Source organism: Xanthomonas phaseoli pv. dieffenbachiae (genome assembly GCF_008639345.1).
GTDB classification, from domain to species: Bacteria; Pseudomonadota; Gammaproteobacteria; order Xanthomonadales; family Xanthomonadaceae; genus Xanthomonas; species Xanthomonas phaseoli.
Map to the genome: position 1 here is coordinate 470,799 of NZ_CP041380.1, position 25,717 is coordinate 496,515.

Below are 25,717 nucleotides of genomic sequence, written 5' to 3' on the forward strand. Positions count from 1 at the left end.
CCCGGGCCTACGTCAGCCCGTACTCCTTGAGCTTCTTGCGCAAGGTCGCCCGGTGAATGCCCAGCAGCGCCGCAGCGCGGCTCTGGTTGCCTTCGCAATGGTTGAGCACTTCCACGAACAACGGGATCTCCATCTCGCGCAGCACGATTTCGTAAACATCGTCCGCGTCGCTGCCGTCCAGGTCGCGCAGATAACGGCGAACGGACTGGGCCACGTGTTCGCGCAGGGGCGACTTCGGGGCGCCACGACTGGTGTCAGGACGAGAGGGGGCTGCGTTCAAAGGAGGTTCCCAGTGTCACGAAGCCGGGACGCGTGGCCGGCGAGGGGGAGTGAGTCTAGCGCGTGACCTGATCGCTCGCCACGCCCATGTGGCGGTCGCGCCCGTTCACCGGAAGTCGAAACTGAAGGCGGCAGTGCTCGCGGCCGGCTCGCGCACCCGAAACGCGACCTGCACTGCCTGACCTGGCGCCAGCGTGTCCTGCACAGGCGGCGATGGTCCCAGATACTCCTGCGGCGACAGGATGCGGGTGCCGATCACCCGGCCGTCGGCATCGGACAGCGACAGCTGCAGCCACGGCCAGGCCTGTGCCCAGCGCGCGTCGTTGCGGAAGCTGGCCTGGATCTGCAACACCCCGGCCATACCAGGCAGCGGGCGCACGTCGCGGTTGAGCAGGGTCAGCGCCTCCGGCTCGCGCCAGGCCGGCAGGCTGCAGCGCGCCAGCGTGCAGGCCGTGCCGACCAGCGGCCGCCAGCGGGCGTTGGCGGCCAGGTGCGCGCGGTCGGCGATGACGATCTGCACTCCGAGCACGCCGACCAGCCCGACCAGCAGCGCCCACTGGCGCCCGCTGGCGCGCAGCCGCGGCCGGGCGATGCCACGCCGCGCAAAGGCGGGCGCGGCCAAGGCGGGAGTGGGCAAGGGCTGCAATTGCGCAGCGGTGGTGCGGGGCGGCGCGACGCCGGCATCGGACGGCGCGTCCTCGCCTGCCGATGCGCTGCCCGTGCCGAGTTCGGTGGTTGCCGGGTCGGGATGGCTGGAGGGCTGGCCCGGCTGCAGCCTGCCTTCGGGTGTGTTCGCCGTCTGCTCGCTGGCGCTGGTGTCGGCTTGTGTCGCGGCCGCCGCTGTCGCCACAGCCGCTGTCGATCCCGCCGGCGCTGCTGGCGTTGCGACTGGAGCCTCGCCTGCCAGCGGGCTCGGCGTACCCGCTGCATCCCGAGACGACAGGTCTGCAGGCGCTGACGCACGGAGCGCGCGTTGCTGCGCGGAATGCAACGGGGCAGGTGCAGTCCGCGCGGTGTGGTCCTGGAGCGCGTCAGCACCGGCCGCGGCCAGCCCGTCGTCGCCCGCTTGGCCATCGCTGGCGGCCGACACCGGGCGAGATGGATCGAGCATCCCATCAGGGACGTGTCCGGTTGCGGGCGCGGTCGCCGAAGCGGACGGCATCGCGCTGCCGGGCGCGGGCAGTTGCGGCTGGCCGGACACCGGCGCCTGGAGACCAGCGTGCCCGGGCGCAGCCGCTGCGCGCTGCGGCGATGGCGCCACCGCTGCAGCAGGCGATGGCACGTGCGGCGCCGGTAGCGCGTCCACCTGCGGCGGTGTTGCCGGCGGCAACGCGGGGCCCGCGGCCGGTGCGGCCTGCTCCCACGGCTCCCCAGGCGGAACCACCGGGGTCGGAACCAGCGGCGGAGCAGCCGGCGTCGCACGCAGGAACGTGGCCAGGGGGCGGCGCGGTGGCGGAGTCTCGGACATCGGCAGGCGTGCAGCGGGAAGACCCCTATTCAACCACGCGCACGTCCACCGGCGAACCTGTGCCGATGGCGATGCGATCGAGCCGCAGCGCGCATGCCTGCAGGTGTTCGTCTCCGGCCCACACGGTCATGGCCCCGTCTGCGCCGATGTCGACGCAAGGCGCGCAGCGCATGCCTTCTCCGATAACGGCCGCCTCCACATCTACGCAAGCCGACCAATACGGCCAGGCGCATCCAGGATCAGGAGACGACAGCTAGCGGAAACACGGCCTTGGAATTTCGGCGCCGATCACGTCAGCTCGCCGATTCCCGATTCCCGATTCCCGATTCCCAATTCCCAATTCCCAATTCCCGATTCCCGATTCCCGATTCCCGATTCACCGCCTGCGCCGCGTCTTGCCTTCGGCCAGCAACAGATCCAACAGGCCGGCGCGCTGGCGCGGCGTCAGGGTGTCGAAACGCGTCAGCAGCACGCGTTGCTGGTCATCCAGGCGGCGGTACTGCGCCGGTTCTTCAGCGATGGCCGACACCGGCGGGCCAAACACGCGGTCGCCGCGGCCGGTGGCCAGGTATTCGAACGCCATGCCGCTGCGCCTGGCCAGGCCGATCAGGTTTTCCACCGACGGTGCGGTGCCTTCGGCCATCTCCCATTGCGCCACCGCGCTGCGGGTGACACCCAGCTCGCCGGCCAGGGCTTCCTGGGTCAGCTTGGTGAGGCTGCGGGCTTCGCGTACTCGTTCGTACAGCTTGCTCACACGGCACCGTTGGAGGGCAGGCAGGGGCCGGAGATATAGCCCTAGCAGCGCCCGGAGATAGTTCGTATGACTTTCATATATCCATATGTTTGCGATACTGTCTGTCGATCCATGATGGTCCCATCACAGCGAACTCAAGGAGGATGTTCATGGTCGAGCCCGCCGGTCGGAAATCCGATCCCCAGTGGCACCGTTCGCCCCCGTCCGCCGCGCCCGCAGACGCGCCGTGGCCGGCCCATTCGCCGGTGGACCCTGCAGTCAGGCGTTTTCGTGGTGCGGCCCGGTATGCGATCTGGCGGCGTGGCGCCGAGTGGACTGCCGTGGCCGATGGTCCGCACTGGTCAGCAGCGCTGGCACCGCGCGTCTGGGCGCTACGCCAGCGGCACTGGCCGCTGCTGGCGGTGAGCGCGCTGATGTTTGTGGGGGCCGGCGCTGTGGCGCTTGCAGGTGTGCAGGCGTGGTCGCCCGTGGCCTGGACGGCGTTGCTGGCGGCCGAGGTGCTGCTGCGGGTCTGGGTGGCCCGGCAGGCCGGGCCGTGGCGCACGGCGGCGCTGCACCGCAACGGCTGGCAACCGGTGACCCGGTTGCGGGCGATCAGCGTGGCCGATGCAGTGACCACCGCGCAGATTCGCGCCGGCCGGCCACAGCGCTAGCCGGCGTGGACGATCAGCCGGATCAGCCGGATCAGCCGCGGCGCACGCCGTCGATCCGCATCCAGTCTTCGTCGCGTTCGCAGCGCAACTGTTCGAACCAGGGGGCGTAGCGTTTCAGCAAGTCGTCTTCCTGGCCGTGCAGGATGCCCGACAGCGCGATCCGTCCGCCCGGCGCCACGCGCGCGGCCAGGGTGTCGGCCAGGGCGTCCAGGGCCGAGGCCAGGATGTTGGCCACCACCACCTGGTAGGTCTGCACCGGTTCGTCTTGCGGCATGTAGACCGTCAGCTGCGCGTCCACGCCGTTGCGTTGTGCATTGTCGGCGGTCGCCAGCAGCGCCTGCGGGTCGTTGTCCACGCCGACCGCGCCGCTGGCGCCCAGCTTCAGCGCGGCGACCGCCAGGATGCCCGAGCCGCACCCGAAATCGAGCACGCTGCGGCCCTGCAGCTCGCCGCTGCCGGCCAGGCTGTCCAGCCAGCGCAGGCACAGCGCGGTGGTTTGATGGGTGCCCGAGCCGAACGCCAGGCCCGGGTCCAGCCGCACCACGGCGGCATGCGGGCCGTCCGCGGCTTCGGGCAGCGCGTGATTCCACGGCACGATAAAGGTGCGTTCGCCAAACTGCATCGGCTTGAACAGGTCCATCCAGGCGCGTTCCCAGTCGCTGTCTTCGACCATGCGAAACGCCACCTGGCTCCAGTCCAGGCCAGGATCGAAGGCTTCCAGCGCTGCCAGCACCACCAGCGCGTCGCTGTCGCCATCGAACAGCGCGGTCATCGTCAGCCGGTCCCACAGCGGCATTTCGCCCACACCGGGTTCGAGAATGGCGCGCTCGTTGCTGGTATCGGCATCGGCGTCGAGCATGGTCACGGCCAGTGCGCCCACATCGTCCAATGCGTTCTGGAAACGGGGAAGGGTGACCTCGGAACAGGAAAGCGTCAGTTCAAGAAACGGCATCGTGGCGTTGGGCAATTCGAAAGCACGCATCCTAGACCATTCGTGCCGGCGTGCCTGCCGCACCGCAGGCGACGGCATGACGCAGGCGCCGTCGACCTGGGCGGTGTGTCTTCCCCATGCAGGCGGTGAAATATGGCCTTGCCGATCAAGATGCGTCCGCTGCCAAGCGGACGGCGTGCTGCTGGCGAATGGACAATCGCTTGGTGTGGCGCTGCATGGACGCGTATCTGCGGTTGGATGTGGTGCCCTGCGTGCGGAGGGCGGTAGGCCGATGCCGCCGCACTTGACGCTGAACCGATGATGCTGCCGAGCGATCGAGCACGGGCTTGTCGACGGCCGCGTCGAGCAACCGGGACGAGACGTTGCTTCCTTGCGCAAATGTGCAGTCGCGTGCGCAGGCAGCTGCCTTGTGTGCTGCCGTGTTCCGTCCTGCCGTGCAGCGCGATGCGTGTGCGGCGATGCGTCCACCATGACACGACAGCGCTGCAACTGGGCACCGCCGCATCGGCGAGGCGACGTTGCCAACTGGCAGGCTCGGTCAGAGGCGGCTCTCTTCAAGATGCGCTGCTGTCGGATGCGCAACCTGCGAGATCGATCTCGCATTCGGAATTTGCAACCGATCAACGCAGCAGCAAGCCGGCAAGCAGCCGAGCAACATCAGCACCAACACGCAACACAGCACAAGCAAACAGCACAGCACAGCACAGCGCAGCACACAGCACACAGCACAGCGCAACCGAACGCATGCAGCGCGCCACTCACGTGCAGTCCGCGCAGGCCGTTACGCATGTCGCCCCATTCTCGACACCTCCACTGGCAGCGTCTGCTTGGCGGCGGCTGTGCGCGTGGGTGGGTGCTAGACTCCGCGCCGTCGCTGCGGGTGGTTCCGCAGCAGGGTCGCCGTCATCCATGCCGCTCGCTCGTGCCCGCCATCTCTGGCTGCTGCTTGCTCCCGCTGCGCTTGCGGCGGCCGCGTGGTGGCATGTGCGCGCGCAACCTGCCGAGCGTGATGTCGACCGCATGGTGCCGGTTGCTGCACAGGTGGCGCCGGTTGGCGCTGCCACACCGCAGCCGCACGCAGCGACCGAGCACAGCGCCGCGTTGCAGTTGCCGCATCGCGATGCGGTGGAAGCGCAACCGGATCTGTATCGCTACGCGCAGCAATTGCAGCAGCAGGTGCGTGCCGGCGATGCACAGGCCGGGTGGCGCTTGAGCCGTGTCTACGATTACTGCGCGCCCTATGCGGCCAGCCCGTCCGGCTATGCCGCCGACAGCGCATGGATCGCCGCGCAACACACGCCGGGAGTGGCAGCGATGCATGCCGCACGCGAGCGCCTGGCGCAGCGTTGCGCCGGCTTTGCCCCCGCCGACGGGCTGGGTCCGCGCATGGTTGCGCAGCAACGCCTGGCTGCGGCGCGCGCCGGCAGCCTGGCTGCCGAGGCCGCCCTGCTGGCGTTGGGCGAACCGTTGCAGGCATCGCCCGGCTACAAGCGCGCGCTGGTGCAACGCGTGCTGGCCTCGCGCGATCCCGAGGCCTATCTGGCCCTGGCCCCGGCGATGGGCGCGCGGGCCAGCGGCGATGACAGCCTGCAAGGCTATGTGGCCGGCGATCAGTTCGCCGAGCTGGCCTGGCAAGTGGCTGCATGCCGGCTGGGGCTCGATTGCAGCGCCGGCAGCACCTTGGTCACCAGTTATTGCGCCAACGCGGGCATCTGCTCGCGCGACAGCGCACAGGATTTCGTGTCGTTCGTATTCGATGCCGCGGTGCCGCGGCAGGGAGCAGACAGGGTGGATGAGATGGTCGATACATTGGTCTCCGATCCGGGAGCGCAGTCATGAATTACCGTCGGTTGGCGCATGGCGCCAAGTTCTGGTTATGGGTGGCGTTGTTCGTGGCGTATTCGGCGGCGGCAGTGAGCATCGTGATGATCGATACCGCCGATCACCGGTACCAGCCGCTGTCGGTCAAATCCACCAGCGTCACCGCCGACGAACAGCAGCGACGGCATGGCGCAAGCCAGGTCGCTGCGGTGTACCGCGCCAGCAGTGCCATGCCGTTTTCCACCTTGCCCGCTGGCTCCACGTTCCAGGTGGTGTGGCCGGACGGTTCCACCGAAACCATGACCGTGGTCGACCCGTCATCGGCCAGCGGCATCGTGCCGGTGCCCGGCAGCCAGCAGGCGCCTGCGCCGCGGCGGTGAACGGTGCGGCGCGCTGCAGATCGACACGGCCGCAGCCGCTGCGTCTGCGGTAGCGCAGGCGGCGACGGCGGCTAGCTGCGGCCGCAGCTTTCGTCATTCTCACGTGCGCAGACGACCGAGGGTCTGCAGATCGGATCCGGCGCTGGCTTGCGCCATCCGGGCGTCGAACCCACGGGCTTTATAGGAGCGCACCGGGCGCGACCGGGCTTTATCGGTAAGCCCGGTCGCGCATGGGTGCGCTCCTACGCATGGGCCGGCTGGCGAAGGGGCTGGCGGCGCGACGCAGTGTCGGCGCGATGCACCGGGGAACAACAAAAAAGCCCGGTTTCCCGGGCTTTTTTGCTTCATCGCTGCAGCGGCAGGCGCGATCAGGTCAACGCGATCGACTTGTTCTTGCGCTCGGCCAGGCGCTTTTCCAGGTAGTGGATATTCTGCCCGCCGGCCTGGAAGCCCTTGTCGCGCATGATGCGCTGCTGCAGCGGGATGTTGGTCTTGATGCCGTCCACCACCATCTCGCTCAGCGCCACGCGCATGCGTGCGATCGCGGTTTCGCGATCGGGCCCATGCACGATCAGCTTGCCGATCATCGAATCGTAGTTCGGCGGCACCTTGTAGCCGCTGTAGATGTGGGTATCCACCCGCACGCCCGGACCGCCCGGCGGATGGAAGGCGGTGATCAGGCCCGGGTTGGGCATGAAGGTCTCCGGGTCTTCGGCATTGATGCGGCATTCGATCGCATGCCCGCGCAGCACGATGTCGCTCTGCTTGATGCTCAGCTTGTGGCCGGCGGCGATGCGCAGCTGCTCGCACACCAGGTCGATGCCGGTGATGCGCTCGGTGACCGGATGCTCCACCTGGATACGCGTGTTCATTTCGATGAAGTAGAACCGCCCGTTCTCGAACAGGAATTCGAAGGTGCCCGCGCCGCGGTAGCCGATGCGGATGCAGGCGTCCACGCAGACCTTGCCGATCTCGTTGCGCAGTTCTTCGGTGATGCCCGGTGCCGGCGCTTCTTCCACCACCTTCTGGTGGCGGCGCTGCATCGAGCAATCGCGTTCGCCCAGGTGGATCGCCCCGCCCTGGCCGTCGGCGAGCACCTGGATTTCCACGTGGCGCGGATTTTCCAGGAACTTCTCCATGTAGACCTGATCGTTGCTGAAAGCGGCCTTGGCTTCGGACTTGGTGGTTTCGATCGCCGCCTTCAGCGCCGCCTCCGAATGCACCACGCGCATGCCGCGTCCGCCGCCACCGCCGGCCGCCTTGATGATCACCGGGTAGCCGATTTCGCGCGCCACCTTGGTGTTGGCGACGATGTCATCGCCCAGCGGGCCGCCCGAGCCGGGCACGCAGGGTACGCCGGCAGCCTTCATGGCGCGGATCGCTTCGACCTTGTCGCCCATCAGGCGAATGGTGTCGGCCTTGGGGCCGATGAAGATGAAGCCGGATTGCTCCACGCGCTCGGCGAAATCGGCGTTTTCCGACAGGAAGCCGTAGCCGGGGTGGATGGCCTGCGCATCGGTCACCTCGGCCGCGGCGATCAACGCCGGGATGTTGAGGTAGCTGTCGCTGGAGGCGGCCGGGCCGATACACACCGACTCGTCGGCCATGGCCACGTGCTTGAGGTTGCGGTCGACCGTGGAATGCACCGCGACCGTGCGGATGCCGAGCGTGTGGCACGCGCGCAGGATGCGCAGCGCGATTTCACCTCGGTTGGCGATGACGACTTTATCGAGCATGGGAATAGGGAGTCGAGAATGGGGAATGGGGAGATGCGGGCTTCATGGCGCGGCTCCGCGTCTGCGTAAGGCATTCATCAATGCAGTGAGCTTGGCGAAGACCTGGTCGACCTGCTGGCTGACAATGTCCTCGTCTTCGGTGTTGCTATAGCCCAGTCTTACCGCGATCTGGACCTGTGTATCCAGCTCGGAGAGCGAGCCGCGCGCAATCGAGAGAAACCGCGCGTAATCGGGAGTGAAGCGCCGCGCTGCACCTTCGGCGATATTCGACGGGATGCTGACGGCCGCACGGCGCAATTGCGCCATCAGGCCGTAGCGTTCGTGCTCGGGAAAGACCTCGGTAAACCGATAGATCATTTCCACCAGCTCCATGGAATCGCACCACGCCTCCAGACGTTCATGAGGCCGCTTTGCCGATTCCCGATTCTCCACTCCCGATTCCCGGCTCTCAACCAATCACAAACAACGGCTGATCGAATTCCACCGGCTGGCCGGTTTCGCCGAGGATGGCGACGATGGTGCCGGAGGCGTCGGCTTCGATCGGGTTGAACATCTTCATTGCCTCGATGATCGCAAGGGTATCGCCCACCTTGACCTGCTGGCCGACGGTGACGAACGCCGGCTTGTCCGGGGAGGGCGAGGTGTAGAAGGTGCCGACCATCGGGGCGCGCAGCACGTGGCCGTCCGGCAGTGCGGCGGCGTGCTTGGCGCCGCCGGTGGAGGCTTCGGTGGGCGAATGCATCGGCATGCTGGCCGCCGCCGGTGCCTGCGCCTGCACGGCCGGCGCGGGTGCGTAGTGCTGCACCGGGGCGCTCATCACCTGGGTGCCCTTGGGCACGCGCGCCAGGCGCACGCTCTCTTCGCCCTCCTTGATCTCGATTTCGGCGAGATTGGATTCTTCGAGCAGGTCGATCAGTTTCTTGATTTTGCGGAGATCCATAAGGGCCTCTGGAAGTGAAACGGTGGGGAGTGCCGGCGGCTGCCGGCGGAATGGGATCAGGACGCCGGCGCGTTGGCCGAGGTCGATGTGGCAGGGGTCATGCGTCGCGCTCCAGGCGCGCGATCACCGCTTCCAGCGCCAGCCGGTAGCTGTCTGCGCCGAAGCCGCAGATCACCCCGTCGGCCTTGTCGCTGAGATAGCTGTGGTGCCGGAACGGCTCGCGCGCGTGCGGGTTGGACAGATGAATTTCCACGAACGGCAGCCCTACGCCCAGCAGCGCATCGCGCAGCGCTACCGAGGTATGGGTGAAGGCGGCCGGGTTGATCAGGATGTAGGCGGTGCCGTCCTCGCGCGCGGCGTGGATGCGCTCCACCAGCACGTGCTCGGCATTGGACTGCAGGCAGTGCAGCACGTGCCCGGCCGCTTGCGCGCGATCCACCAGGGCCGCGTCGATCTGCGCCAGCGTGGTACGCCCGTAAACCTCCGGCTCGCGGGTGCCGAGCAGGTTGAGGTTGGGGCCATGCAACAGCAGCAGATGGGCCATGGGATCCGGAAGAGCGGAAAGGCCGGAAGTCTGCGCGATGTCGCCGATGCTGTCCAGTTCGACGAACTTAGGTCTGTTTAAAACGATTGTTTTAAAATTCGAATGGTTTGGCTGGGGCGCTAATGGTGGCGGGCAATCCTGCGCCGGAGGTCATGCTGCCGGGCCTGAATAGCCACAGGCCGCTGCGAGCGGAACCGGCAGCCGGCCCTGCGCATGCGGAGCAGCGTCTGCGCCTGGTGCGATGCGGCGCCGTCCCGGCCGTCCAGCGGCAACGGTTGTTGTCGGCATCCTCTCCTGTCGGGCGTCAGAATGTTGTGCCGGTGGCAGCAATTCGGTGAGTGCCCGGTTTGTTCGTGGCAACGGCGCAGGAGGCGACGCTGCGGCAGGCTGCGATCTGCGCGCAGATCCAGGCGCCAGCAACGCGGCACCTGGCCGAGCGGGGCCGGCGTGCCAGGGGAGGGCGATCGGCGCGATCGATCCCGTCCGCTGCCTCGCCTCATGCAACTGCCCGCCGTGCAGGCCGCGGCCGCTGTTGCCCGCGATGCATCGCATGCATCCGGGTTCTGGAGGTGTCAGGAACACCGAACAGGCGACGCCGCGCGCAGCCTGGCGCCGCGCCTGCCCCATGCGGGCACGGCCAGTCAGATCTGCGGAGCGCCGGACGCGCAGGCACCGGCCAACAGGGGCCGACCTCGCGCTTGGACGTGTCGCAATACGCCTGATGGCGCAGGCGCCGGTCTACATGGTGCGCAAAATCTTCGAGCTAGCCCGCCAACAGGCTGCCGCCGAGGTCGCCAGTGGCAGCGAAGACGCGCCTCACCGCGCTGCGCGCAGCAAGGCATCTTCGGTAATCGCGCCGGTCAGCACGGTCGGCAGGATCGCCGGCGGGGCGCCGGGGCCGTAGACCACGTATAGCGGCACGCCGACGGCCTGATGCTGGTCCAGGAAGGTGCTGATGGCGGGATCGACATTGGTCCAGTCGCCCTTCATGTAGACCGCGTCGACGCGGCGCAACGCGTCGCGGAATTCGGCGCTGCTCAGCACGTTCTTTTCGTTGGCCTTGCAGGTTACGCACCAGTCGGCGGTCATGTTGACGAAGACCACGCGGTTGTCGGCACGCAGGCGGTCCAGCAACTGCGGCGAGAACGCCACCACGCCATCTGCCGCGGTGGCTGCCGGCAGGCTCAGGCGCGTGACCGCGACCACCGGCACCAGTGCCAGCACCAGCATCGCCGTGGCCAGGCCCATGCCCAGGCGGTGGCTCTTCCAGCGGCTGCGCTCCAAGCACCACAAGCCCAGGGCCAGCAGGGTGGCGCCGACCAGCATCAAGGCCAGCGCATCCACGCCGCGCTGCTTGCCCAAGACCCACAGCAGCCAGATCGCGGTGAGATACATGGGGAACGCCAGCACCTGCTTGAGCGTTTCCATCCACGCCCCGGGGGTGGGCAGGCGCCGCGCCAGCGAAGGAACGAAGCCGATCAGCAGGAACGGCAGCGCCAGGCCCAGGCCCAGCACCAGAAACACCAGCATCGCCAGCAGCGCGGGCGCGGTGAAGGCGTAGGCCAGTGCCGTGCCCATGAACGGCGCGATGCAGGGGCTGGCGACCACGCAGGCCAGCACGCCGGTGAAGAAGTCGCCCAGCGGCCCGTTGCGCGCGGCCAGCGACTGGCCGATGCCGCCCAGGTTGGTGCCCAAGGTGAACACGCCCGACAGGCTCAGCCCCACCGCGAACATCAGATACGCCAGCGCCGCGACGAACCACGGCTGCTGCAGCTGGAAGCCCCAGCCGGCGGCCTGCCCGGCGGCGCGCAAGCCGATCACCAGCCCGCCGACGGCGGCGAAGGACACCAGTACGCCCAGCGAGTACCAGATGGCATGGCGACGCGCATGGCTGCGGCTTTCGCCGCTGTGCGCCAGGCCCAGCACCTTCAGCGACAGGATCGGCAGCACGCAGGGCATCAGGTTCAGCACCAACCCGCCCAGCAGGGCCAGCACCAGCATGCCCAGCAGGCCCTTGTCGGTATGCGGCGGTGGCGTGCGCTCCGGATTGCCGGCCGAGGCATCGGCGACCGGGCCGGCAGTGCTGGCAGCCGGCCCGGGCTCGACCGGTGCCTGGCCGGCGGCCAGTGGCGAAATCATCAATGGCGCAGCCTGCGCCTGGTTCTGCGGCGACACGGTGCCGGCCGGTACATCGAGGGCGACGCGGCGGGTCATCGGCGGATAGCAGATGCCGTCGGTCTGGCAGCCCTGGAAGGTGGCCACCAGGGTCACGTGGGCCGGATCGGGGTGGTCGCGCAGCAGCGGCAAGGTCACTTCGGCCTGGTCGAAATACACCACCACATCGCCGAAGTGTTCGTCGCGATGGGCCTTGCCTTGCGGCCAGCGCGGCAGCCCGGGGCGCACGCCGCCGGCCCCTTCCAATGCCAGCGAGGTGCGGTCGCGGTAGATGTAATAGCCCGGCGCCGGGGTGAAGCGCAGCAGCAGGCTGTTGCCGTCGCCGACGATGGCTTCGAAGTTGAACGCCTGCTCGGCCGGCAGCGGCAACGCGTCCATGCCGGCGGTCTGGCCGGGGGCGCCGAACAGGCGCGGGCCGGTGGCGCTGCGTGGCACCAGCGCGCCCAGGTTTTCGCGTGGCGCAGCGGTGGCCTGCGCCCCGGTGGTGTCGGCCGCGGGCAGGTCGACGCGGATTTCGCGCCGCTGCGGCGGATAGCACACGCCGGCATCGGCGCAGCCCTGGTACTGCACCTGCAGGACGGCGGTCTGCACCGCCGGGTCGGCCTTGCCGGTCAGGGTGGCCTGCAGTTGCTTGCGGTAGGTCTGCACCTGGCCGAAGAACTCGTCGTGCTTGCTCTCGCCTTCTGGCAGCGCCAGTTCGCCCGCGGCAAACCCCTTTCCGGACTTGACGCTGATGCGATGGCGATACAGGTAGTAGCCCGGTGCGATCTTCCAATTCAGCGCAATGCGGTCGCGGCTGTCGGCAGTGGCGCTCAGCGCGAAGGCCTGGTCCACTGGCAGCAGGTCGGCTTCGGTCACGGCGGCCTGCGCGGGGGTGGGCGCCAGTACCGCCAGCGGCGCGGCGAGCAAGGGGGCGGCCAGGAGCGCACAGCGGGCGATCCAGCGGGACAGAGACTTCATGGACGTCGGAATTCCTTGCGGGTTTCGGCCCGGACCCAATCGAGATACGCCGGCAGCCCGGCGCTGGCTTGGACAGCGACCGCCTCCGGCAGTTCATACGGATGCAAGGCCTGCAGCCGCGCGATGGCGTCGGGCAGGCAGTCGTCCCAGGTCTTGATCAGCAACTGCACCTCGGTGCTGCGCTCGATCGCGCCTTTCCAGCGGTACAGCGATTGCACGCCGGGCAGGACGGTGACGCAGGCGGCCAGCCGTTCCTCGAGCAAGGCCTGCGCGATGCGCTCGGCGCTATCGGCATCCGGGCAGGTGCTCAATAGCAAATGGAGGGAAGGTGCGCTCATTGGACCTGGCAGTGTAATCCCCTGTTTGCGGGGGATCGACCGCCGATTCCGGAACAAGACGTTAACTTCGTGGGCCCGGGCGGGGGGGGGGCGGGCTCAAGCGAACTCACGGTCGGCGCGCTGCGCGTTGGGGGTGTGCGATTCACTCGCGCCCTGCCGTGCATGGCAGGGCGCTACCTGGGTTCGGTCGATGGGGGTGGATCAAGGGCGTGGTGCCTGCCGGCGACACGCGCCGTCTGCATTGGCCCCCGGGATCACGGGTTGGTGGACAAGCCGACTCACGCGACCGCCCCGGCCTGCGCCTCTCTCGCCCCGCCGGGGTAGTCCAGACCAATTGGCAACCCGGTTGCGCGCACCGCCAGGCGGGTGCGCGCGGGGGCCCGGAATCGGGCAGGTGCCACGCGTACAGTGCGGCTCCGAGCGCGCCGTCCACTCCCGCCTGGCGGTGCGCGCGCCATAGGTGAGCCGGTCTCAGTTGGCCAACTGGCAACTGGCCGGCTTGGCCGAGTTGAACAGGCTGGCAGTGGCCCATTCGGGGTGATCCACGAACGGGTTGCGGTTGCCCTGGAAGCTGAAGATCACCTCGTTGCGGGCGCGCTCGGCATCGTCCGGCGGATCGGCCTGGTGCCAGGCCAGCAACGTGGACAGCAGGCCCATGTAGGCGGGCGAGGACGAAGTCTGCACGATCTTGCTGCGGTCGTCGGTGAGCTCCAGGTCCGGCTCGGACTGGCCGCTGGCCGCATCGGTGCCGCCTTCGTAGCGGATCGCCATGTACATCACCGCGCGCGCCATATCGCCCTTGCGCCGGCCCCACACCTCGAAGGTGCCGCTGTTGCCGTCCGGCGTGCGGACCCAGTTGGAATTGCCCGGGTAACGCCCGCTGCCGCCGCCACTGCCGTCGTTGACTTCGGTCACCCGCTCGCCGCAGCTGCTGGTGCAGGTGGCATAGGGCTTGTTGCCACGGTCTGCGTTGAAGCTGGTGTCGGTCAGGTACAGCATGTGTGTGTCGGTGTAGGGCGCGTACGGCAGGCCGCGGTCGCCGGTGGCGCTGCCGAAGCCCAGCGAGTTGGGCCAGGTGTGCTCGCGGTTGTAGGTGAGTCCGCTGCCGGTGCCGGCCCGGTCGCTGACCTTGGCGTAGCTGCGGTTGCGGTAGGCGTCCAGGATGCGGCCGCTGTTGTTGGGATCCTCGTCGGCCATTTCCAGGATGGTCCAGGTGCTGGTGCCGCTGCCGCTGTACGGGTAAACGGTGTGGCCGCGAATGGTGGTGTTGAGCGAGCAGCGCAGCTGGCTGGGGCTGGTGGTGTTCACCCGCGAGTAGTAGCCGGTGGCGCCGCCGCTGGCGGTGGCCACGGTGAAGGCGATGGACTGGTTGGCGGCCGGGCTCAGGCCGCTGGCATCGCGGATGGCGCTGGCGGTGATGGCCAACGCGCAGCGCTCGCCGCCGACCAGGGCAGTGTTGGTGGACAGCGTGAAGCGGGTGCCGCTGGTCGGGTATGTCAGTGCCACGTTGCCGGAGCTGGCGCAGCTCAGCGCAAACGCGCCGCTGCCCAGCGTCACCGCTTCGCTGAAGCCCACGGCCAGATCGCCGGCGGCCGGGAAGCCGGTGGCGCCTTGCGTCGGTGTGGTGCTGCTGATGGTGGGCGCACCGGTGCTGCCACCGCCGTCGCTGCCGGCGAAGGTCTGGCCGCGGTTGCAGGCGCCGAAGGTCTGCGCCGCCGAGCCGGCCCAGCTGAAGTTGGCCGCGCTGCTGCCGGTGCCGGTCAGTTGCAGCGAACTGCCGACCGCGGTGCTGTTGCTCTCGCTCACCGGCAGGTTCTGGCTGGTCACGCCGGCCGCCGGACCGCCGCTGCCGGTGATGGCGCCTTCGTAACTGAGGAATTGCACCAACTGCCCGTTGGGGTCGACCAGCGCCACGCCATCGTTGGGGCCGTTCTGCACGCCGTTGCTGGCGTAGCTCACCGTGGCGATACGCACCTGGCTGCCGCAGCTCACCACCGTGCCTGCCGGCACCGCCGTGTTGGCATACACCACTGCCGCACCGGGGGCGGCGCCGTTGTACAGGTAAATGCGATAGCCGCTCAGCGATTCGCCGGCGGTGGCCACCACTTCCACGCCTTCGCCGCTGTCGCCGGAGGCGCCCGCGTCGTCGTAGTGCAGTTCGTTGATGAAGACCGCGGCATTGGCGGAGGTGGCGCCGAGCGCAAACGCGCAGGCCAGCGGAAGGGTGCAACGCAGGGACACGAAACGGGACGGCAACCTCATCGACAGCTCCTTGTGATCGGGGAATGCGTTCCCGACTGTAAGGCGCGCGCATGACAAGCGATGGAACCTGGTTCCATTTCTAGAGCGTGGCGGAAACGCGCGGGCCTGCGGTGGCAGCAAGGCATTCAGCGCCGCCGCCCCGGCATGCCTTCCGGCTCTGGGCCATCGGCAGCGCGTCAATCGCGGTCAACAGGCATGGCCGTGCATTGTCCCTGGGCCCGCGCCGCACTCGCAGTGGCCTCTGGCCGAGACCGCCGCTGTCGAAAAATTTTTGCCGCCAGGCCTTGAAAGCCGCCCACGCAGCACAATCTCTGGCCCGCACCCGCTCTGTCGGGTTTTTTCCGCACGCTGTGCTGGCAGTCGTCATGTGCGAGTGCTAACATCGCCGATAATTTCCAGGCCAATCAAACACTTAAGAGGTCTTCTCTATGAGCATCAAGCCGCTTCACGACCGCGTTGTAGTCAAGCCGATCGAAGCCGACGAAGTTTCCGCCGGCGGCATCGTGATTCCGGACTCCGCCAAGGAAAAGTCCACCAAGGGTGAAGTCGTCGCGATCGGCGCCGGCAAGCCGCTGGACAACGGCAGCCTGCGCGCGCCGGTGGTCAAGGTTGGCGACAAGGTCATCTACGGCCAGTACGCCGGCAGCAGCTACAAGTCCGAAGGCGTCGAGTACAAGGTGCTGCGCGAAGACGACATCCTTGCCGTCATCAGCTGATCAGGCGCTATGCGCCGGGAATCGGGAGTAGGGAATTGGGAATCGGTAGAGCGGCCAGCGCCCTCGCCATCCCGCCCAGCCCCGATATCCGCCCTTGATTGACCGATTCCCCATTCCCCATTCCCAATTTCCGGAGTAACAACCAATGGCTGCTAAAGACATTCGTTTCGGTGAAGACGCACGTACCCGCATGGTCCGTGGCGTCAACGTGCTTGCCAATGCCGTGAAGGCCACCCTGGGCCCGAAGGGCCGCAACGTCGTGCTCGAGAAGAGCTTCGGCGCCCCGACCATCACCAAGGACGGCGTCTCCGTCGCCAAGGAAATCGAACTGGCTGACAAGTTCGAGAACATGGGCGCGCAGATGGTCAAGGAAGTCGCTTCCAAGACCAACGACAACGCCGGCGACGGCACCACCACCGCCACGGTGCTGGCCCAGGCCCTGATCCGCGAAGGCGCCAAGGCCGTGGCCGCCGGCATGAACCCGATGGACCTCAAGCGCGGTATCGACCAGGCCGTCAAGGCTGCGGTTGTCGAGCTGAAGAACATCTCCAAGCCCACCACCGACGACAAGGCGATCGCCCAGGTCGGCACCATCTCGGCCAACTCGGACGAGTCGATCGGCAACATCATTGCCGAAGCGATGCAGAAGGTCGGCAAGGAAGGCGTGATCACCGTTGAAGAAGGCTCGGGCCTGGAAAACGAGCTGGACGTGGTCGAGGGCATGCAGTTCGACCGCGGCTACCTCTCCCCGTACTTCATCAACAACCAGCAGAGCCAGTCGGCCGACCTGGACGACCCGTTCATCCTGCTGCACGACAAGAAGATCTCCAACGTGCGTGACCTGCTGCCCGTGCTGGAAGGCGTGGCCAAGGCCGGCAAGCCGCTGCTGATCGTGGCCGAAGAAGTCGAAGGCGAAGCGCTGGCGACCCTGGTGGTCAACACCATCCGCGGCATCGTCAAGGTCGTGGCCGTCAAGGCACCGGGCTTCGGCGACCGTCGCAAGGCGATGCTGGAAGACATGGCCGTGCTGACCGGCGGTACCGTGATCTCCGAAGAAGTGGGTCTGGCGCTTGAGAAGGCGACCATCAAGGACCTGGGCCGCGCCAAGAAGGTGCAGGTCTCCAAGGAAAACACCACGATTATCGATGGCGCCGGCGACACTGCCGCGATCGAATCGCGCGTGGGCCAGATCAAGACCCAGATCGAAGACACCTCCTCCGATTACGACCGTGAGAAGCTGCAGGAACGCGTGGCCAAGCTGGCCGGCGGCGTTGCAGTGATCAAGGTCGGCGCCTCGACCGAAATCGAAATGAAGGAAAAGAAGGCACGCGTCGAAGACGCCCTGCACGCCACCCGTGCAGCCGTCGAAGAAGGCGTGGTCCCGGGCGGCGGCGTGGCCCTGGTGCGTGCGCTGGTGGCCGTGGGCGAGCTGAAGGGTGCCAACGAAGACCAGACCCACGGTATCCAGATCGCCCTGCGCGCGATGGAAGCCCCGCTGCGTGAGATCGTGGCCAATGCCGGCGAAGAGCCGTCCGTGATCCTCAACAAGGTCAAGGAAGGCAGCGGCAACTACGGCTACAACGCCGCCAACGGCGAGTTCGGCGACATGGTGCAGTTCGGCATCCTGGACCCGACCAAGGTGACCCGTTCGGCACTGCAGAACGCCGCCTCGATCGCCGGCCTGATGATCACCACCGAAGCCATGGTGGCCGATGCACCGAAGAAGGACGAGCCGGCGATGCCGGCCGGCGGTGGCATGGGCGGCATGGGCGGCATGGATTTCTAATCCACGCCACTTCGGCTGTTGCGTTAAAAAAACCCCGCCAAACGGCGGGGTTTTTTATGCGCGTCACTCACGCTTGCGCATGCACGCGGCAGTTGCCGATGACCGGCGCTCGTCCCGTCAGGACGAAGGCGCTGTGCTGGTTGCGGCCTGATCCGGCGACCGATGCGCGTGCGCAGGCGAGCGTTGCTCAGGTGAGGCGCTGGCTGCGGCCAACGCAGCGTCGTCGTTCGTCTCTTCGATATCGGCGATGTCGTCGATCTCGGTGATCGTGACGCTGCTGCTGGGCCTGGTCTGCGCCTGCGCGCCGGCGTCCTCGATCCCCTGCAGGGCGCTATCGGCAACGGTCTGCGCGTACTCCTGCGCCTGGTCCGGCGACAGGCTTTGCACATATCTGGCGGTGTCCTGCACGTGCTGGATGAGCTCCTCGGGCGAGGACGGCATACGGGTTGCGAGCGTGGTGCCGTCGGGCCCTCTGAACACCCGCATGACCTGCGCGCCGCCCCAGTTCATCGCCAGCTCTGCGCCACGCGCCATCGGGCCCGGCATGGTCATCGACATCAGCGACATGATCGCGCCGGCGTAGTAGGGCGATGCCGACGAGGATTCGATCAGGCTCTTGTCTGCCAAGGTCTTGGACAGTTTCTCCACGCCCAGGGCCAGCGCCATCACCAAGCTGCCGGAGCACATGGCCTTGAAGCGCTCCATTGCGTCCTGGCGGGTCGCATGTGCGTTGAGCGCCGACTGCATCATCACGGTCGTGACAAGGATGGAGTCGGCAACCAGGTCGACCGTGCCGATCCGATCCGGTTGGATCAGGTAGACCGTTAGCCCGGTCACTCCGGCCGCCAGCGTCGCCAGTGCCAGCTTGGGGGCAATGTCGTGGTTGGTGACCTGGCGCGGGATGGTGGCTGGCTGGTCCTGATTCTGGTTCTGGTCCACTTGTAGCGCAGTGCTCAGTCGCTTGCTGCATTGGTCCAGCGTCTCCAGCAGGTGCGTGCACTGGGCATTGAGCGTACGGGTGAGCTCGTGCCCTTGGCTCGGGTCGGTGAACGCGCGACGTGCCTGTTGAAACGCTTCTCGGCCGTTCTCCAGAGCGGCGCAGATCTCGTTGAGTTGCGTGCGCAGTTGCGCGCTGATCTGGCCGGGCGTCAGGCGTGCACGCAACCGCTGCGCCTGGCTTTGAAAACCGGCGCTTTCTGCAATGCTGGCGCCCAGGTGCGACACCTTGTGTTGCAGTCGATTGCCGAGCACGTTGAGGCTGTTCCAGAGGAAGGGCGTGAGCACCATCGCCGCGCACGCGGTCGATGCGGCCGCGGCAAATCCCGGGTTGTTTTCCACTGCTTCGGCCTGGTGCCGCATGGACGGGTTGCCGAATTTCTTGGGCAGTTCGGTGGTGAGGAACAGTCCGTTGAGCAAGATGGCGTAGAAATGCATTTCGTTGGCGTCTCGCCCCAGCTGCCCGCCCATCAGCGGGAACGGAAGTCCGTCGGCGGTGGGACGCAGCGCAGAGGCCGAAAGCGTCATCACGCCCTTGGTTGCCGCGGCGATGGAATAGGCGAAGGTCTTGGCCTGGTTGCCCAGAAACGGACTGGGGACGACCAGGGGCCACAGATTGACCAGGTTGGCCAGCGACTTCAGCGCCCGCCCGGCCGCAGGTGTGCCGTGCTCCAGCGGCTGCAGCGCGTCTTCCACGGCCTTGATGTCGCCGAGCAATTGCTGGCGGAAGCGTGCTTCCAGACCGGTTGCCGCTTCGATGACATCGCGCAGCTGGGTGATCTGCTGGCGGCACGCGGCCAGACTGTGCGGCGCCTGCTGTTCCGGGTCGGTGTGACGCACCATCTGCAGGAATGCAGGATCGTCCGCATGGATCTGCAGCATTGTGCGCAGATCCGCCAGCGACCAGAGATCGGACGCCCCCTTCGATACCGCAGCGTAAGCCTGCTGCACGCCGCTTGCCAATGCAGCGTTTGCGCGGGCGGCAAGCGAGGGGGCGGTGGACGGGCCGGCGGCGCGTTCGGGTGAATGGGCTGGCGGTTCAGCGTCGTGCGAGGGCACCGGCGAAGCGCCGTGCTCGGAGTCGGCGGCGGACGCGCGCGAACGGCTGCGCGGAGTGAGCGCCGACAAGCTGGGGTGGAGCGGCGTTTGCGTCGGCGACGTGGCGTCGGCGACCGGAGCGTCGTCGGTAAGGGTGTCGTGCAATGGCGCCAGGGAAGAGGGGCCTGCGCTTTGCTGTTTCTTGATCTCCATGGTGGGTTTCCTTGATGGGAGGGAGCGGCCAGCGGGTACTGGCTGGCGCACATGCATCATTCGAACAAGCCTGCCCGGCCGGCATAACGCGATGCGAACTCCTGCGTTGCAGGAAGAACCAACCAGGCAGGACGGTGGCAACTTGTGATCGCATGACCTGTTGAATCTGCGCAGGGTCGAGTGCGCTGGGTACGCAGAAATCGTGGTGGAGGCACCCCCAGCCCGCCGCATCGTCGTTCGCCGTCACACTCTGTCACCACCTGTTGACACCGATGTCATCACAGCCTTAGCGTCGCTGGGCAGGCGTTTGCGCCGAGCGGTCGGGGGGCCATCGGACAAGGGGCAGCGGTGCACGCATCGCTGGCAGGCGTCGTTGCAGTGCACTGCCACGCCGGCCGCGTCCGGCCTCTCCCGGGGATCTTATGAACTGCCGCAGTCATCGCCTTGCCTTGTCGATTTCCGTCTCCCTTGCCGTGACTGCTGCGTGCGCGCCGCCGCTCATGGCCCAGCAAACCGAACCCGATGCCACGCGCGCCACCTCCACGCTGGATGCGGTCAGCGTCACCGGTTCGCGCATCAAGCGCGCGCAGGTCGAAGGTGCGCAACCGGTGGTCACCATCAGTGCGCAGCAGATCCAGCAGGAAGGCTTTGCCACCGTCTACGACGTGCTCAACAGCATGAATCAGCAGGGCTCGGTGGAAGCCGATACGCAGTGGGGCTCGCATACGCCCAACGCCTCGCCGATCAATCTGCGCGACCTCGGGCCGGGGCGGACGCTGCTGCTGGTCAACGGGCATCGCGTGGCCGATTACCCGCTGCCCTACGGCGGCGAGAGCAACTTCTCCAACTACAGCAATATTCCTTCCGCCGCAGTGGAGCGCATCGACATCCTCACTGGCGGTGCGTCGGCGATTTACGGCTCGGACGCCGTGGCCGGCGTGATCAACGTGATCCTCAAGCGCGACTATCAGGGCGACCAGGTGCGCCTGCGTGGCGGCACCGCCACCGAAGGTGGGCGCGACAGTTTCGATGTGTCCTGGGCCGGCGGGCGCACCGGCGAGAACTGGAGCCTGACCTACGCGCTGCAGGCCACCCGGCGCGACCCGTTGAGCGGACGCGATCGCCCACAGATGGATGATTCGGACGACATGTCCTACTCCAACTGGACCGGCCAGAACCGCCTGTACGGTTTCAATCCGTTTACCGGTTTGAGCCTGATCGATGCCAATACCAACGAGCGCCTGGCACCGCCGGCCGGCACCTGCGCGCGCTTCGGGGGCGAGTTCATCGACGCGCAGCGGCTGAGCTACAACCAGAACACCGGCGCGCTCACCAACGCCGGCGATTACTGCGGGGTGGCACGCGATTACGGCGACTGGGGACTGGTCACCGGCAGCGAGGATTATTCGGCATATCTCTACGGCACCTGGAAGTTCGGCGAACACACCGAAGCCTGGGCCACGTTCTCCGCCAACCGCAGCATCGGCCGTTGGACCTACGACCCGCCGTACGCCTACCTGGGCCCGTTCCAGGACGCGGCCACCGGGCGTTCGTTGAACCTGATCCGCCAGCTCACCCGGCGCGAAGCCGGCGGCTGGGACCGGCTTGCCAATTACAACAAGGAGCAGTCCTGGGATCTGAGCGCCGGCTTGCGCGGCGTGTGGGCCGACCGTTTCGATTGGGAGTTCAGCGTAGGCCGCTCGCGCTACACCGTCGACGAATACATCCGCACCGTGGACACCGCGCGCGCCACCGACTACTTCCTCGGCAGCTCCCTCGGCACTGCCGCCGATGGCACGCCGATCTATGCGATCAACCAAGCACGCCTATACACCCCGTTGTCGTCTGACCAGTACGACACGCTGGTCGCCAAATCGCATAATTCGGCCTATTCGTGGGTGAATCAAGCCAGTTTCAGCGTAAGCGGCGATGTGGTGCAGGGCTGGGCCGGGCCGATCCGTTTCGCCACCGTGGCCGAAGTGGCAAAGCAGGGCTATCAACTCTCTCCCGACCCCTGTGCCAACGAATGCTACCCGGTGGACGTGGTGGACAGCGGCGGTGGCGAACGCATGCGCAGTTCGGCCGGTCTGGAATTCCAGATTCCGTTGCTCTCCACGTTGAGCGCGAATGTGGCCGGCCGTTACGACCGCTACGGCAATTACCGTTCTTCGGCCGCCATCCCCACCGATGTGGGCACGCAGAGCGACACCACCTGGAGCGCGGGTCTGGAATGGCGGCCGGTGGAAAGCCTGCTGGTGCGCAGCACCGTGGCCACCAGCTTTCGCGCGCCGGACATGCATTACGTGCTGGGCGAACCCAGCTCCACCAATCAGACGGTGATCGACCAGTACCGCTGCATTTCCTCGGGCGCGTACCTGACCGGCGGCTGCAACGACGAGAACAACAACATCTTCTACACCGTGGACGTGAACCGCCGTGGCACTCCGGACCTGCGCTCGGAAACCGGCCGCTCGTTCACCGGCGGCGTGGTGTGGGACATCGCGCAAGGGCTGTCGTTGAGCGTGGATTACTACCTCATCCAGCTGGAGGAAATGATCAAGGACCTGGACCGCGACGAAATCCTGTCGGCCGAAGCCGGTTGCCGTACCGGCACCACCATTAGCGGCGGCACCTGGAACAATCCCGGCGGCGCGGGCTATTGCGACACCATCACCTAGCGCGTGATGCGCAATGCCGACGGCACCATCGCCAGCATCGAGCGCGGCCCGATCAACCTGGCGCAGATGGAAACCTCCGGCATCGATGCATCGCTGAAATATCGCCTTGCCACCGCCGGCTGGGGCAACTTCCAGCTGTCGCTGGACTACAACAATCTGATCGCCTACCGCGAGCAGATCTACCGCACCGACAGCGACGAAAACCGCCGCGACGAACGCGTGCGCAGCCGCGTGCGTGGCAGCGTGCATTGGGACAACGGCGGCGCCTGGGACTGGACCGTGTACTTCCGCAGGATCGGTTCCGTGCGTGCCGTCAACTGGGGCACTTGCGAACGCTTCGACGACGGCTATCAACCCAGCGCCTCCGATGCGTGCCTGGTGACCGATACCGGCAACGTGCACCTGGGCGAAACCAGCAAGCGCTACTTCGGCCGCGTGGGCCCGGCGATCTACTGGAACCTGAGCACCGGCTACAAGATCACCGACCACGCCAAGGTCAATTTCTACGTCAACAACGTCTTCAACGAAGTGGGCTACGACCACAAGGAACGCTTCTACGGCTACGGCTTCTACAACACCACGCTGTTCAACCCGATCGGCCGCGAAGTGGCCGCCGAATACGTGTTTACGTTCTGAGTGACGTGTGCCCCACTGCACGCCATGGCCTCATCGCCGTGGCGTGCAGTGGTGTGTCACGGTGACGCACTCATATGCAGGGGAAAACTAGCCATGGCGCGATGTCAGGCAAGTCGCGATGCGGTTCGGCGCAAGCTTGCCTGCGTTCATGGGCTGGAAAAATGCCCGGAGCGTACCTGGCGCAGAGCCGGACGGCGCCAGCCACGCTTGGGGACTGACACGTCGGCAGTGCGACATCGTTCATGTCACGGCTGCTGGACACGGTATCCGTCTCCGCTTGCCACGAAGAGCAGGCCTGAAACGCCGCAAGGTGCGCCGGGGTAAGGGCGCACCTTGCGTTTGGTGCGCGCGCTGTCAAGGCGGGTCAACCTCCACGCCAGCGCCTTGATCGCACCGCCCCAGTGGCGTGCAGCACATCCCGCCACACTGCCGCTGCATGTAAGGCCATCGGCAGCTCAACAGCGATCGGATTGCGTTCTGTTGCCCTGATCAACTGTTGCTGCCATGTCTCTGACGACGCGCTGCGCCACCCAACCACTGCATCGAGACACATGGTCCGTTGCCGATGAAACAGTGGCAATGCGCAAAAACGCGTGGTATCAATGCATCCCATGAACGCACCCCGCAGCCAGTTTTATTTTTGGTACTACGGTTTTCCGATGCCGCTGGCGGAAGGATTGCGCTCACCCTGAAGGAAACTTCAGCAGCATTCCCGAAAAGCCGCCAGCGCACACCTGGCGGCTTTTTTGTTGCCGCAACGCCTGGCTCCCTGATGCAACACCGCCCACCGAGACACTGTGATGCCGCCCGTAACCGATGACCTGCGTATCCGCAAGATCGAAGCCCTCGCACCGCCTGAGCAGCTGCTGTCGCTGCTGCCCTGCGATGAGCGCGCCTCCGAAACCGTGACCAACGCGCGCGCCGCGCTGCACGACATCCTGCACGGGCGCGACGATCGCCTGGCCGTGGTGATCGGCCCCTGCTCGATCCACGACCCGGTCGCGGCGATGGAGTACGCACAGCGCCTGCGCCCGTTGCGCGATCAGTTCGGCGACGCGCTGGAGATCGTGATGCGGGTGTACTTCGAAAAGCCGCGCACCACCATCGGCTGGAAGGGCCTGATCAACGATCCGGACCTGGACGGCAGCTTCCAGATCAACAAGGGTCTGCGCGTGGCGCGTGGCCTGCTGCGCGATATCAACAATCTCGGCCTGCCGGCCGGCGTGGAATTTCTCGACATCATTTCGCCGCAATACATCGCCGACCTGGTGGCCTGGGGCGCGATCGGCGCACGCACCACCGAGAGCCAGGTGCATCGCGAAATGGCATCCGGGCTGTCATGCCCGGTGGGCTTCAAGAACGGCACTGGCGGCGACGTCAAGATTGCGGTGGACGCGGTGGGTGCGGCCTCGCATCCGCATCATTTCCTGGCCGTGACCAAGGACGGCCACACCGCCGTGGCAGCGACGGCGGGCAACCCGGATTGCCATGTGATCCTGCGCGGCGGCAAACAGCCCAACTACGATGCGGCCAATGTGGAAGCGGCCAGCCAGGTGCTCAATGCATCCGGACTGCCTGCGCGCCTGATGATCGATGCCAGCCACGCCAACAGCAGCAAGAATCCCGAGAACCAGCCCAAGGTCGTCGAGGACATCGCCAATCAGCTGGAAAGCGGCGAAACGCGCATCGTCGGCGTGATGGTGGAAAGCCACCTGGTCGCTGGGCGTCAGGACCTGTTGCCGGGGTGCGAGCTGACCTACGGCCAGAGCATTACCGACGGCTGCATCGGCTGGGACAGTTCGGTGCAGGTGCTGGAACGCCTGGCGAGCGCAGTGCGCGCACGGCGCACGCGCCGGATTGCCGAGGCTGCGTGAGCTGAGGCGCAGCAGCATCGGCAGGCACTTGCTGATGCTGCATGGGGCATCGCCAACGCGGAATGATTGCGAGGCAGCGCGTTGGCTGGTCTGCGGTGAGCGCGGGGCCTCGCGCGTCCCCTCATTTGCCGCTACGCGTGACCTTCTCCCTGAATGACCGTAGCGCCAATCGCGTTGATGGCGTCTATGAAACCGATCCGGGCCTGGTGTCCAGATGGGAAAGGTCTGGTGGCTGGCACCTGCGTAGATGCACCAAATGTCGGCAACGGCGCAGGCAATCAAGTGGGTGCGCTGGACGCTCGGCCACTGCTCGCCGAGGAGACAAGGCTGCGCTGGCGCGCCGCAACTATGCACGCGCGTCGCGTTGGACGTGGCGCCCCGCGGTGCCATCGGCGGCGACGATCAGCGACGACCACTAGCTGCATCGATCGGCTTGGTCGTGGGCGCAGGCGTCTGGCTGGCCGCTGCAAGCCAAGAACGTCGGGCCGGCGCAGGGAGCCGGCCCGACGGGTTGGACA

At 66.8% G+C, this 25,717-nt stretch carries 18 protein-coding genes, 1 other RNA gene and 1 pseudogene; 8 read left to right on the forward strand and 12 right to left on the reverse strand.

The window, feature by feature from the left end; genetic code table 11:
* Window positions 1–7: 7 nt before the first annotated feature.
* The 3 genes from fis to FLG15_RS02205 all read right to left on the reverse strand — a co-directional run bounded on the left by fis (window position 8) and on the right by FLG15_RS02205 (window position 2,501).
* Complete coding sequence (fis, locus tag FLG15_RS02190; RefSeq protein WP_025981816.1) at window positions 8–280, reverse strand: DNA-binding transcriptional regulator Fis; 273 nt, start codon at window positions 278–280, stop codon at window positions 8–10.
* Window positions 281–385: 105 nt separating this feature from the next.
* Window positions 386–1,129: a DUF3426 domain-containing protein gene (locus FLG15_RS02195; protein ID WP_081023009.1), complete on the reverse strand. Its 744-nt coding sequence runs from the start codon at window positions 1,127–1,129 to the stop codon at window positions 386–388.
* Between the two features lie 994 nt (window positions 1,130–2,123).
* On the reverse strand, window positions 2,124–2,501 hold the full coding sequence (locus tag FLG15_RS02205) for a helix-turn-helix domain-containing protein (protein WP_008571865.1): 378 nt from the start codon (window positions 2,499–2,501) through the stop codon (window positions 2,124–2,126).
* Window positions 2,502–2,644: 143 nt separating this feature from the next.
* On the opposite strand from FLG15_RS02205, the gene FLG15_RS02210 reads away from it, so the two are divergent.
* Window positions 2,645–3,154: a hypothetical protein gene (locus FLG15_RS02210; RefSeq protein WP_057679363.1), complete on the forward strand. Its 510-nt coding sequence runs from the start codon at window positions 2,645–2,647 to the stop codon at window positions 3,152–3,154.
* A gap of 31 nt (window positions 3,155–3,185) precedes the next feature.
* Here the strand turns inward: FLG15_RS02210 and prmA are convergent, their stop codons facing one another.
* Window positions 3,186–4,136 (reverse strand): 50S ribosomal protein L11 methyltransferase, encoded by a 951-nt coding sequence (prmA, locus tag FLG15_RS02215; RefSeq protein WP_170922375.1) that lies wholly within the window; start codon window positions 4,134–4,136, stop codon window positions 3,186–3,188.
* Between the two features lie 879 nt (window positions 4,137–5,015).
* Between prmA and FLG15_RS02230 the strand changes: the two genes are divergently transcribed.
* Together FLG15_RS02230 and FLG15_RS02235 are read left to right on the forward strand one after the other, a co-directional pair.
* The gene (locus tag FLG15_RS02230; RefSeq protein WP_057679084.1) at window positions 5,016–5,945 is read left to right on the forward strand and encodes a hypothetical protein; all 930 of its coding nucleotides are present in this window, start codon (window positions 5,016–5,018) and stop codon (window positions 5,943–5,945) included.
* Entirely contained in the window at window positions 5,942–6,307 is a 366-nt protein-coding gene (locus tag FLG15_RS02235) for a hypothetical protein (RefSeq protein WP_003483177.1), read from the forward strand. Before FLG15_RS02230 ends, FLG15_RS02235 begins: the two co-directional genes overlap by 4 nt.
* A 368-nt stretch (window positions 6,308–6,675) precedes the next feature.
* Here the strand turns inward: FLG15_RS02235 and accC are convergent, their stop codons facing one another.
* The 6 genes from accC to cutA form a co-directional block, all read right to left on the reverse strand.
* Window positions 6,676–8,043: an acetyl-CoA carboxylase biotin carboxylase subunit gene (gene accC, locus FLG15_RS02240; RefSeq protein ID WP_008571860.1), complete on the reverse strand. Its 1,368-nt coding sequence runs from the start codon at window positions 8,041–8,043 to the stop codon at window positions 6,676–6,678.
* A gap of 42 nt (window positions 8,044–8,085) precedes the next feature.
* Window positions 8,086–8,415, reverse strand: a complete 330-nt coding sequence (locus FLG15_RS02245) for a four helix bundle protein (protein ID WP_244665498.1) — start codon at window positions 8,413–8,415, stop codon at window positions 8,086–8,088.
* Window positions 8,416–8,491: 76 nt separating this feature from the next.
* Window positions 8,492–8,983, reverse strand: a complete 492-nt coding sequence (accB, locus tag FLG15_RS02250) for an acetyl-CoA carboxylase biotin carboxyl carrier protein (RefSeq protein WP_057679086.1) — start codon at window positions 8,981–8,983, stop codon at window positions 8,492–8,494.
* Between the two features lie 97 nt (window positions 8,984–9,080).
* A complete protein-coding gene (gene aroQ / locus FLG15_RS02255) occupies window positions 9,081–9,527 on the reverse strand; it encodes a type II 3-dehydroquinate dehydratase (RefSeq protein WP_003483185.1) in 447 nt (148 codons plus the stop codon).
* An 816-nt stretch (window positions 9,528–10,343) separates the two neighbouring features.
* Window positions 10,344–12,662 (reverse strand): protein-disulfide reductase DsbD family protein, encoded by a 2,319-nt coding sequence (locus tag FLG15_RS02260; RefSeq protein WP_150145461.1) that lies wholly within the window; start codon window positions 12,660–12,662, stop codon window positions 10,344–10,346.
* Window positions 12,659–13,000 (reverse strand): divalent-cation tolerance protein CutA, encoded by a 342-nt coding sequence (cutA, locus tag FLG15_RS02265; protein ID WP_039570859.1) that lies wholly within the window; start codon window positions 12,998–13,000, stop codon window positions 12,659–12,661. Before cutA ends, FLG15_RS02260 begins: the two co-directional genes overlap by 4 nt.
* Before the next feature lie 392 nt (window positions 13,001–13,392).
* Here cutA and FLG15_RS02270 point away from each other — a divergent pair.
* Window positions 13,393–13,467: non-coding RNA, sX9 sRNA (locus FLG15_RS02270), on the forward strand.
* Window positions 13,468–13,471: 4 nt separating this feature from the next.
* Here the strand turns inward: FLG15_RS02270 and FLG15_RS02275 are convergent.
* Window positions 13,472–15,262 carry an endonuclease gene (locus FLG15_RS02275; protein WP_057679694.1) on the reverse strand — a complete coding sequence of 597 codons (1,791 nt, stop codon included), beginning with the start codon at window positions 15,260–15,262 and terminating at the stop codon, window positions 13,472–13,474.
* A 428-nt stretch (window positions 15,263–15,690) separates the two neighbouring features.
* Between FLG15_RS02275 and FLG15_RS02280 the strand changes: the two genes are divergently transcribed.
* Window positions 15,691–15,978 (forward strand): co-chaperone GroES, encoded by a 288-nt coding sequence (locus FLG15_RS02280; protein ID WP_057660365.1) that lies wholly within the window; start codon window positions 15,691–15,693, stop codon window positions 15,976–15,978.
* A gap of 145 nt (window positions 15,979–16,123) precedes the next feature.
* Window positions 16,124–17,764, forward strand: a complete 1,641-nt coding sequence (gene groL, locus FLG15_RS02285; protein ID WP_017155924.1) for a chaperonin GroEL — start codon at window positions 16,124–16,126, stop codon at window positions 17,762–17,764.
* Window positions 17,765–17,881: 117 nt separating this feature from the next.
* On the opposite strand, the gene xopX is transcribed toward groL, so the two are convergent.
* Window positions 17,882–20,011 carry a XopX family type III secretion system effector gene (xopX, locus tag FLG15_RS02290; protein WP_057679693.1) on the reverse strand — a complete coding sequence of 710 codons (2,130 nt, stop codon included), beginning with the start codon at window positions 20,009–20,011 and terminating at the stop codon, window positions 17,882–17,884.
* 500 nt (window positions 20,012–20,511) lie between these two features.
* On the opposite strand from xopX, the pseudogene FLG15_RS02295 reads away from it, so the two are divergent.
* Window positions 20,512–23,325, forward strand: a pseudogene (locus tag FLG15_RS02295) (TonB-dependent receptor plug domain-containing protein).
* Between the two features lie 800 nt (window positions 23,326–24,125).
* Window positions 24,126–25,199 (forward strand): 3-deoxy-7-phosphoheptulonate synthase, encoded by a 1,074-nt coding sequence (locus tag FLG15_RS02300; protein WP_150145463.1) that lies wholly within the window; start codon window positions 24,126–24,128, stop codon window positions 25,197–25,199.
* Window positions 25,200–25,717: the final 518 nt, after the last annotated feature.

Bases quoted from the DNA above. Each gene is read 5' to 3' on its own strand.
- FLG15_RS02230 (WP_057679084.1), top strand. From the start codon at position 5,016: ATGCCGCTCGCTCGTGCCCGCCATCTCTGGCTGCTGCTTGCTCCCGCT.
- cutA (WP_039570859.1), bottom strand. From the start codon at position 13,000: ATGAGCGCACCTTCCCTCCATTTGCTATTGAGCACCTGCCCGGATGCC.
- FLG15_RS02300 (WP_150145463.1), top strand. From the start codon at position 24,126: ATGCCGCCCGTAACCGATGACCTGCGTATCCGCAAGATCGAAGCCCTC.
- aroQ (WP_003483185.1), bottom strand. From the start codon at position 9,527: ATGGCCCATCTGCTGCTGTTGCATGGCCCCAACCTCAACCTGCTCGGC.
- prmA (WP_170922375.1), bottom strand. From the start codon at position 4,136: ATGCGTGCTTTCGAATTGCCCAACGCCACGATGCCGTTTCTTGAACTG.
- FLG15_RS02275 (WP_057679694.1), bottom strand. From the start codon at position 15,262: ATGAGGTTGCCGTCCCGTTTCGTGTCCCTGCGTTGCACCCTTCCGCTG.
- accC (WP_008571860.1), bottom strand. From the start codon at position 8,043: ATGCTCGATAAAGTCGTCATCGCCAACCGAGGTGAAATCGCGCTGCGC.
- FLG15_RS02235 (WP_003483177.1), top strand. From the start codon at position 5,942: ATGAATTACCGTCGGTTGGCGCATGGCGCCAAGTTCTGGTTATGGGTG.
- FLG15_RS02260 (WP_150145461.1), bottom strand. From the start codon at position 12,662: ATGAAGTCTCTGTCCCGCTGGATCGCCCGCTGTGCGCTCCTGGCCGCC.
- FLG15_RS02210 (WP_057679363.1), top strand. From the start codon at position 2,645: ATGTTCATGGTCGAGCCCGCCGGTCGGAAATCCGATCCCCAGTGGCAC.
- FLG15_RS02280 (WP_057660365.1), top strand. From the start codon at position 15,691: ATGAGCATCAAGCCGCTTCACGACCGCGTTGTAGTCAAGCCGATCGAA.
- FLG15_RS02245 (WP_244665498.1), bottom strand. From the start codon at position 8,415: ATGGAGCTGGTGGAAATGATCTATCGGTTTACCGAGGTCTTTCCCGAG.
- accB (WP_057679086.1), bottom strand. From the start codon at position 8,983: ATGGATCTCCGCAAAATCAAGAAACTGATCGACCTGCTCGAAGAATCC.
- xopX (WP_057679693.1), bottom strand. From the start codon at position 20,011: ATGGAGATCAAGAAACAGCAAAGCGCAGGCCCCTCTTCCCTGGCGCCA.
- groL (WP_017155924.1), top strand. From the start codon at position 16,124: ATGGCTGCTAAAGACATTCGTTTCGGTGAAGACGCACGTACCCGCATG.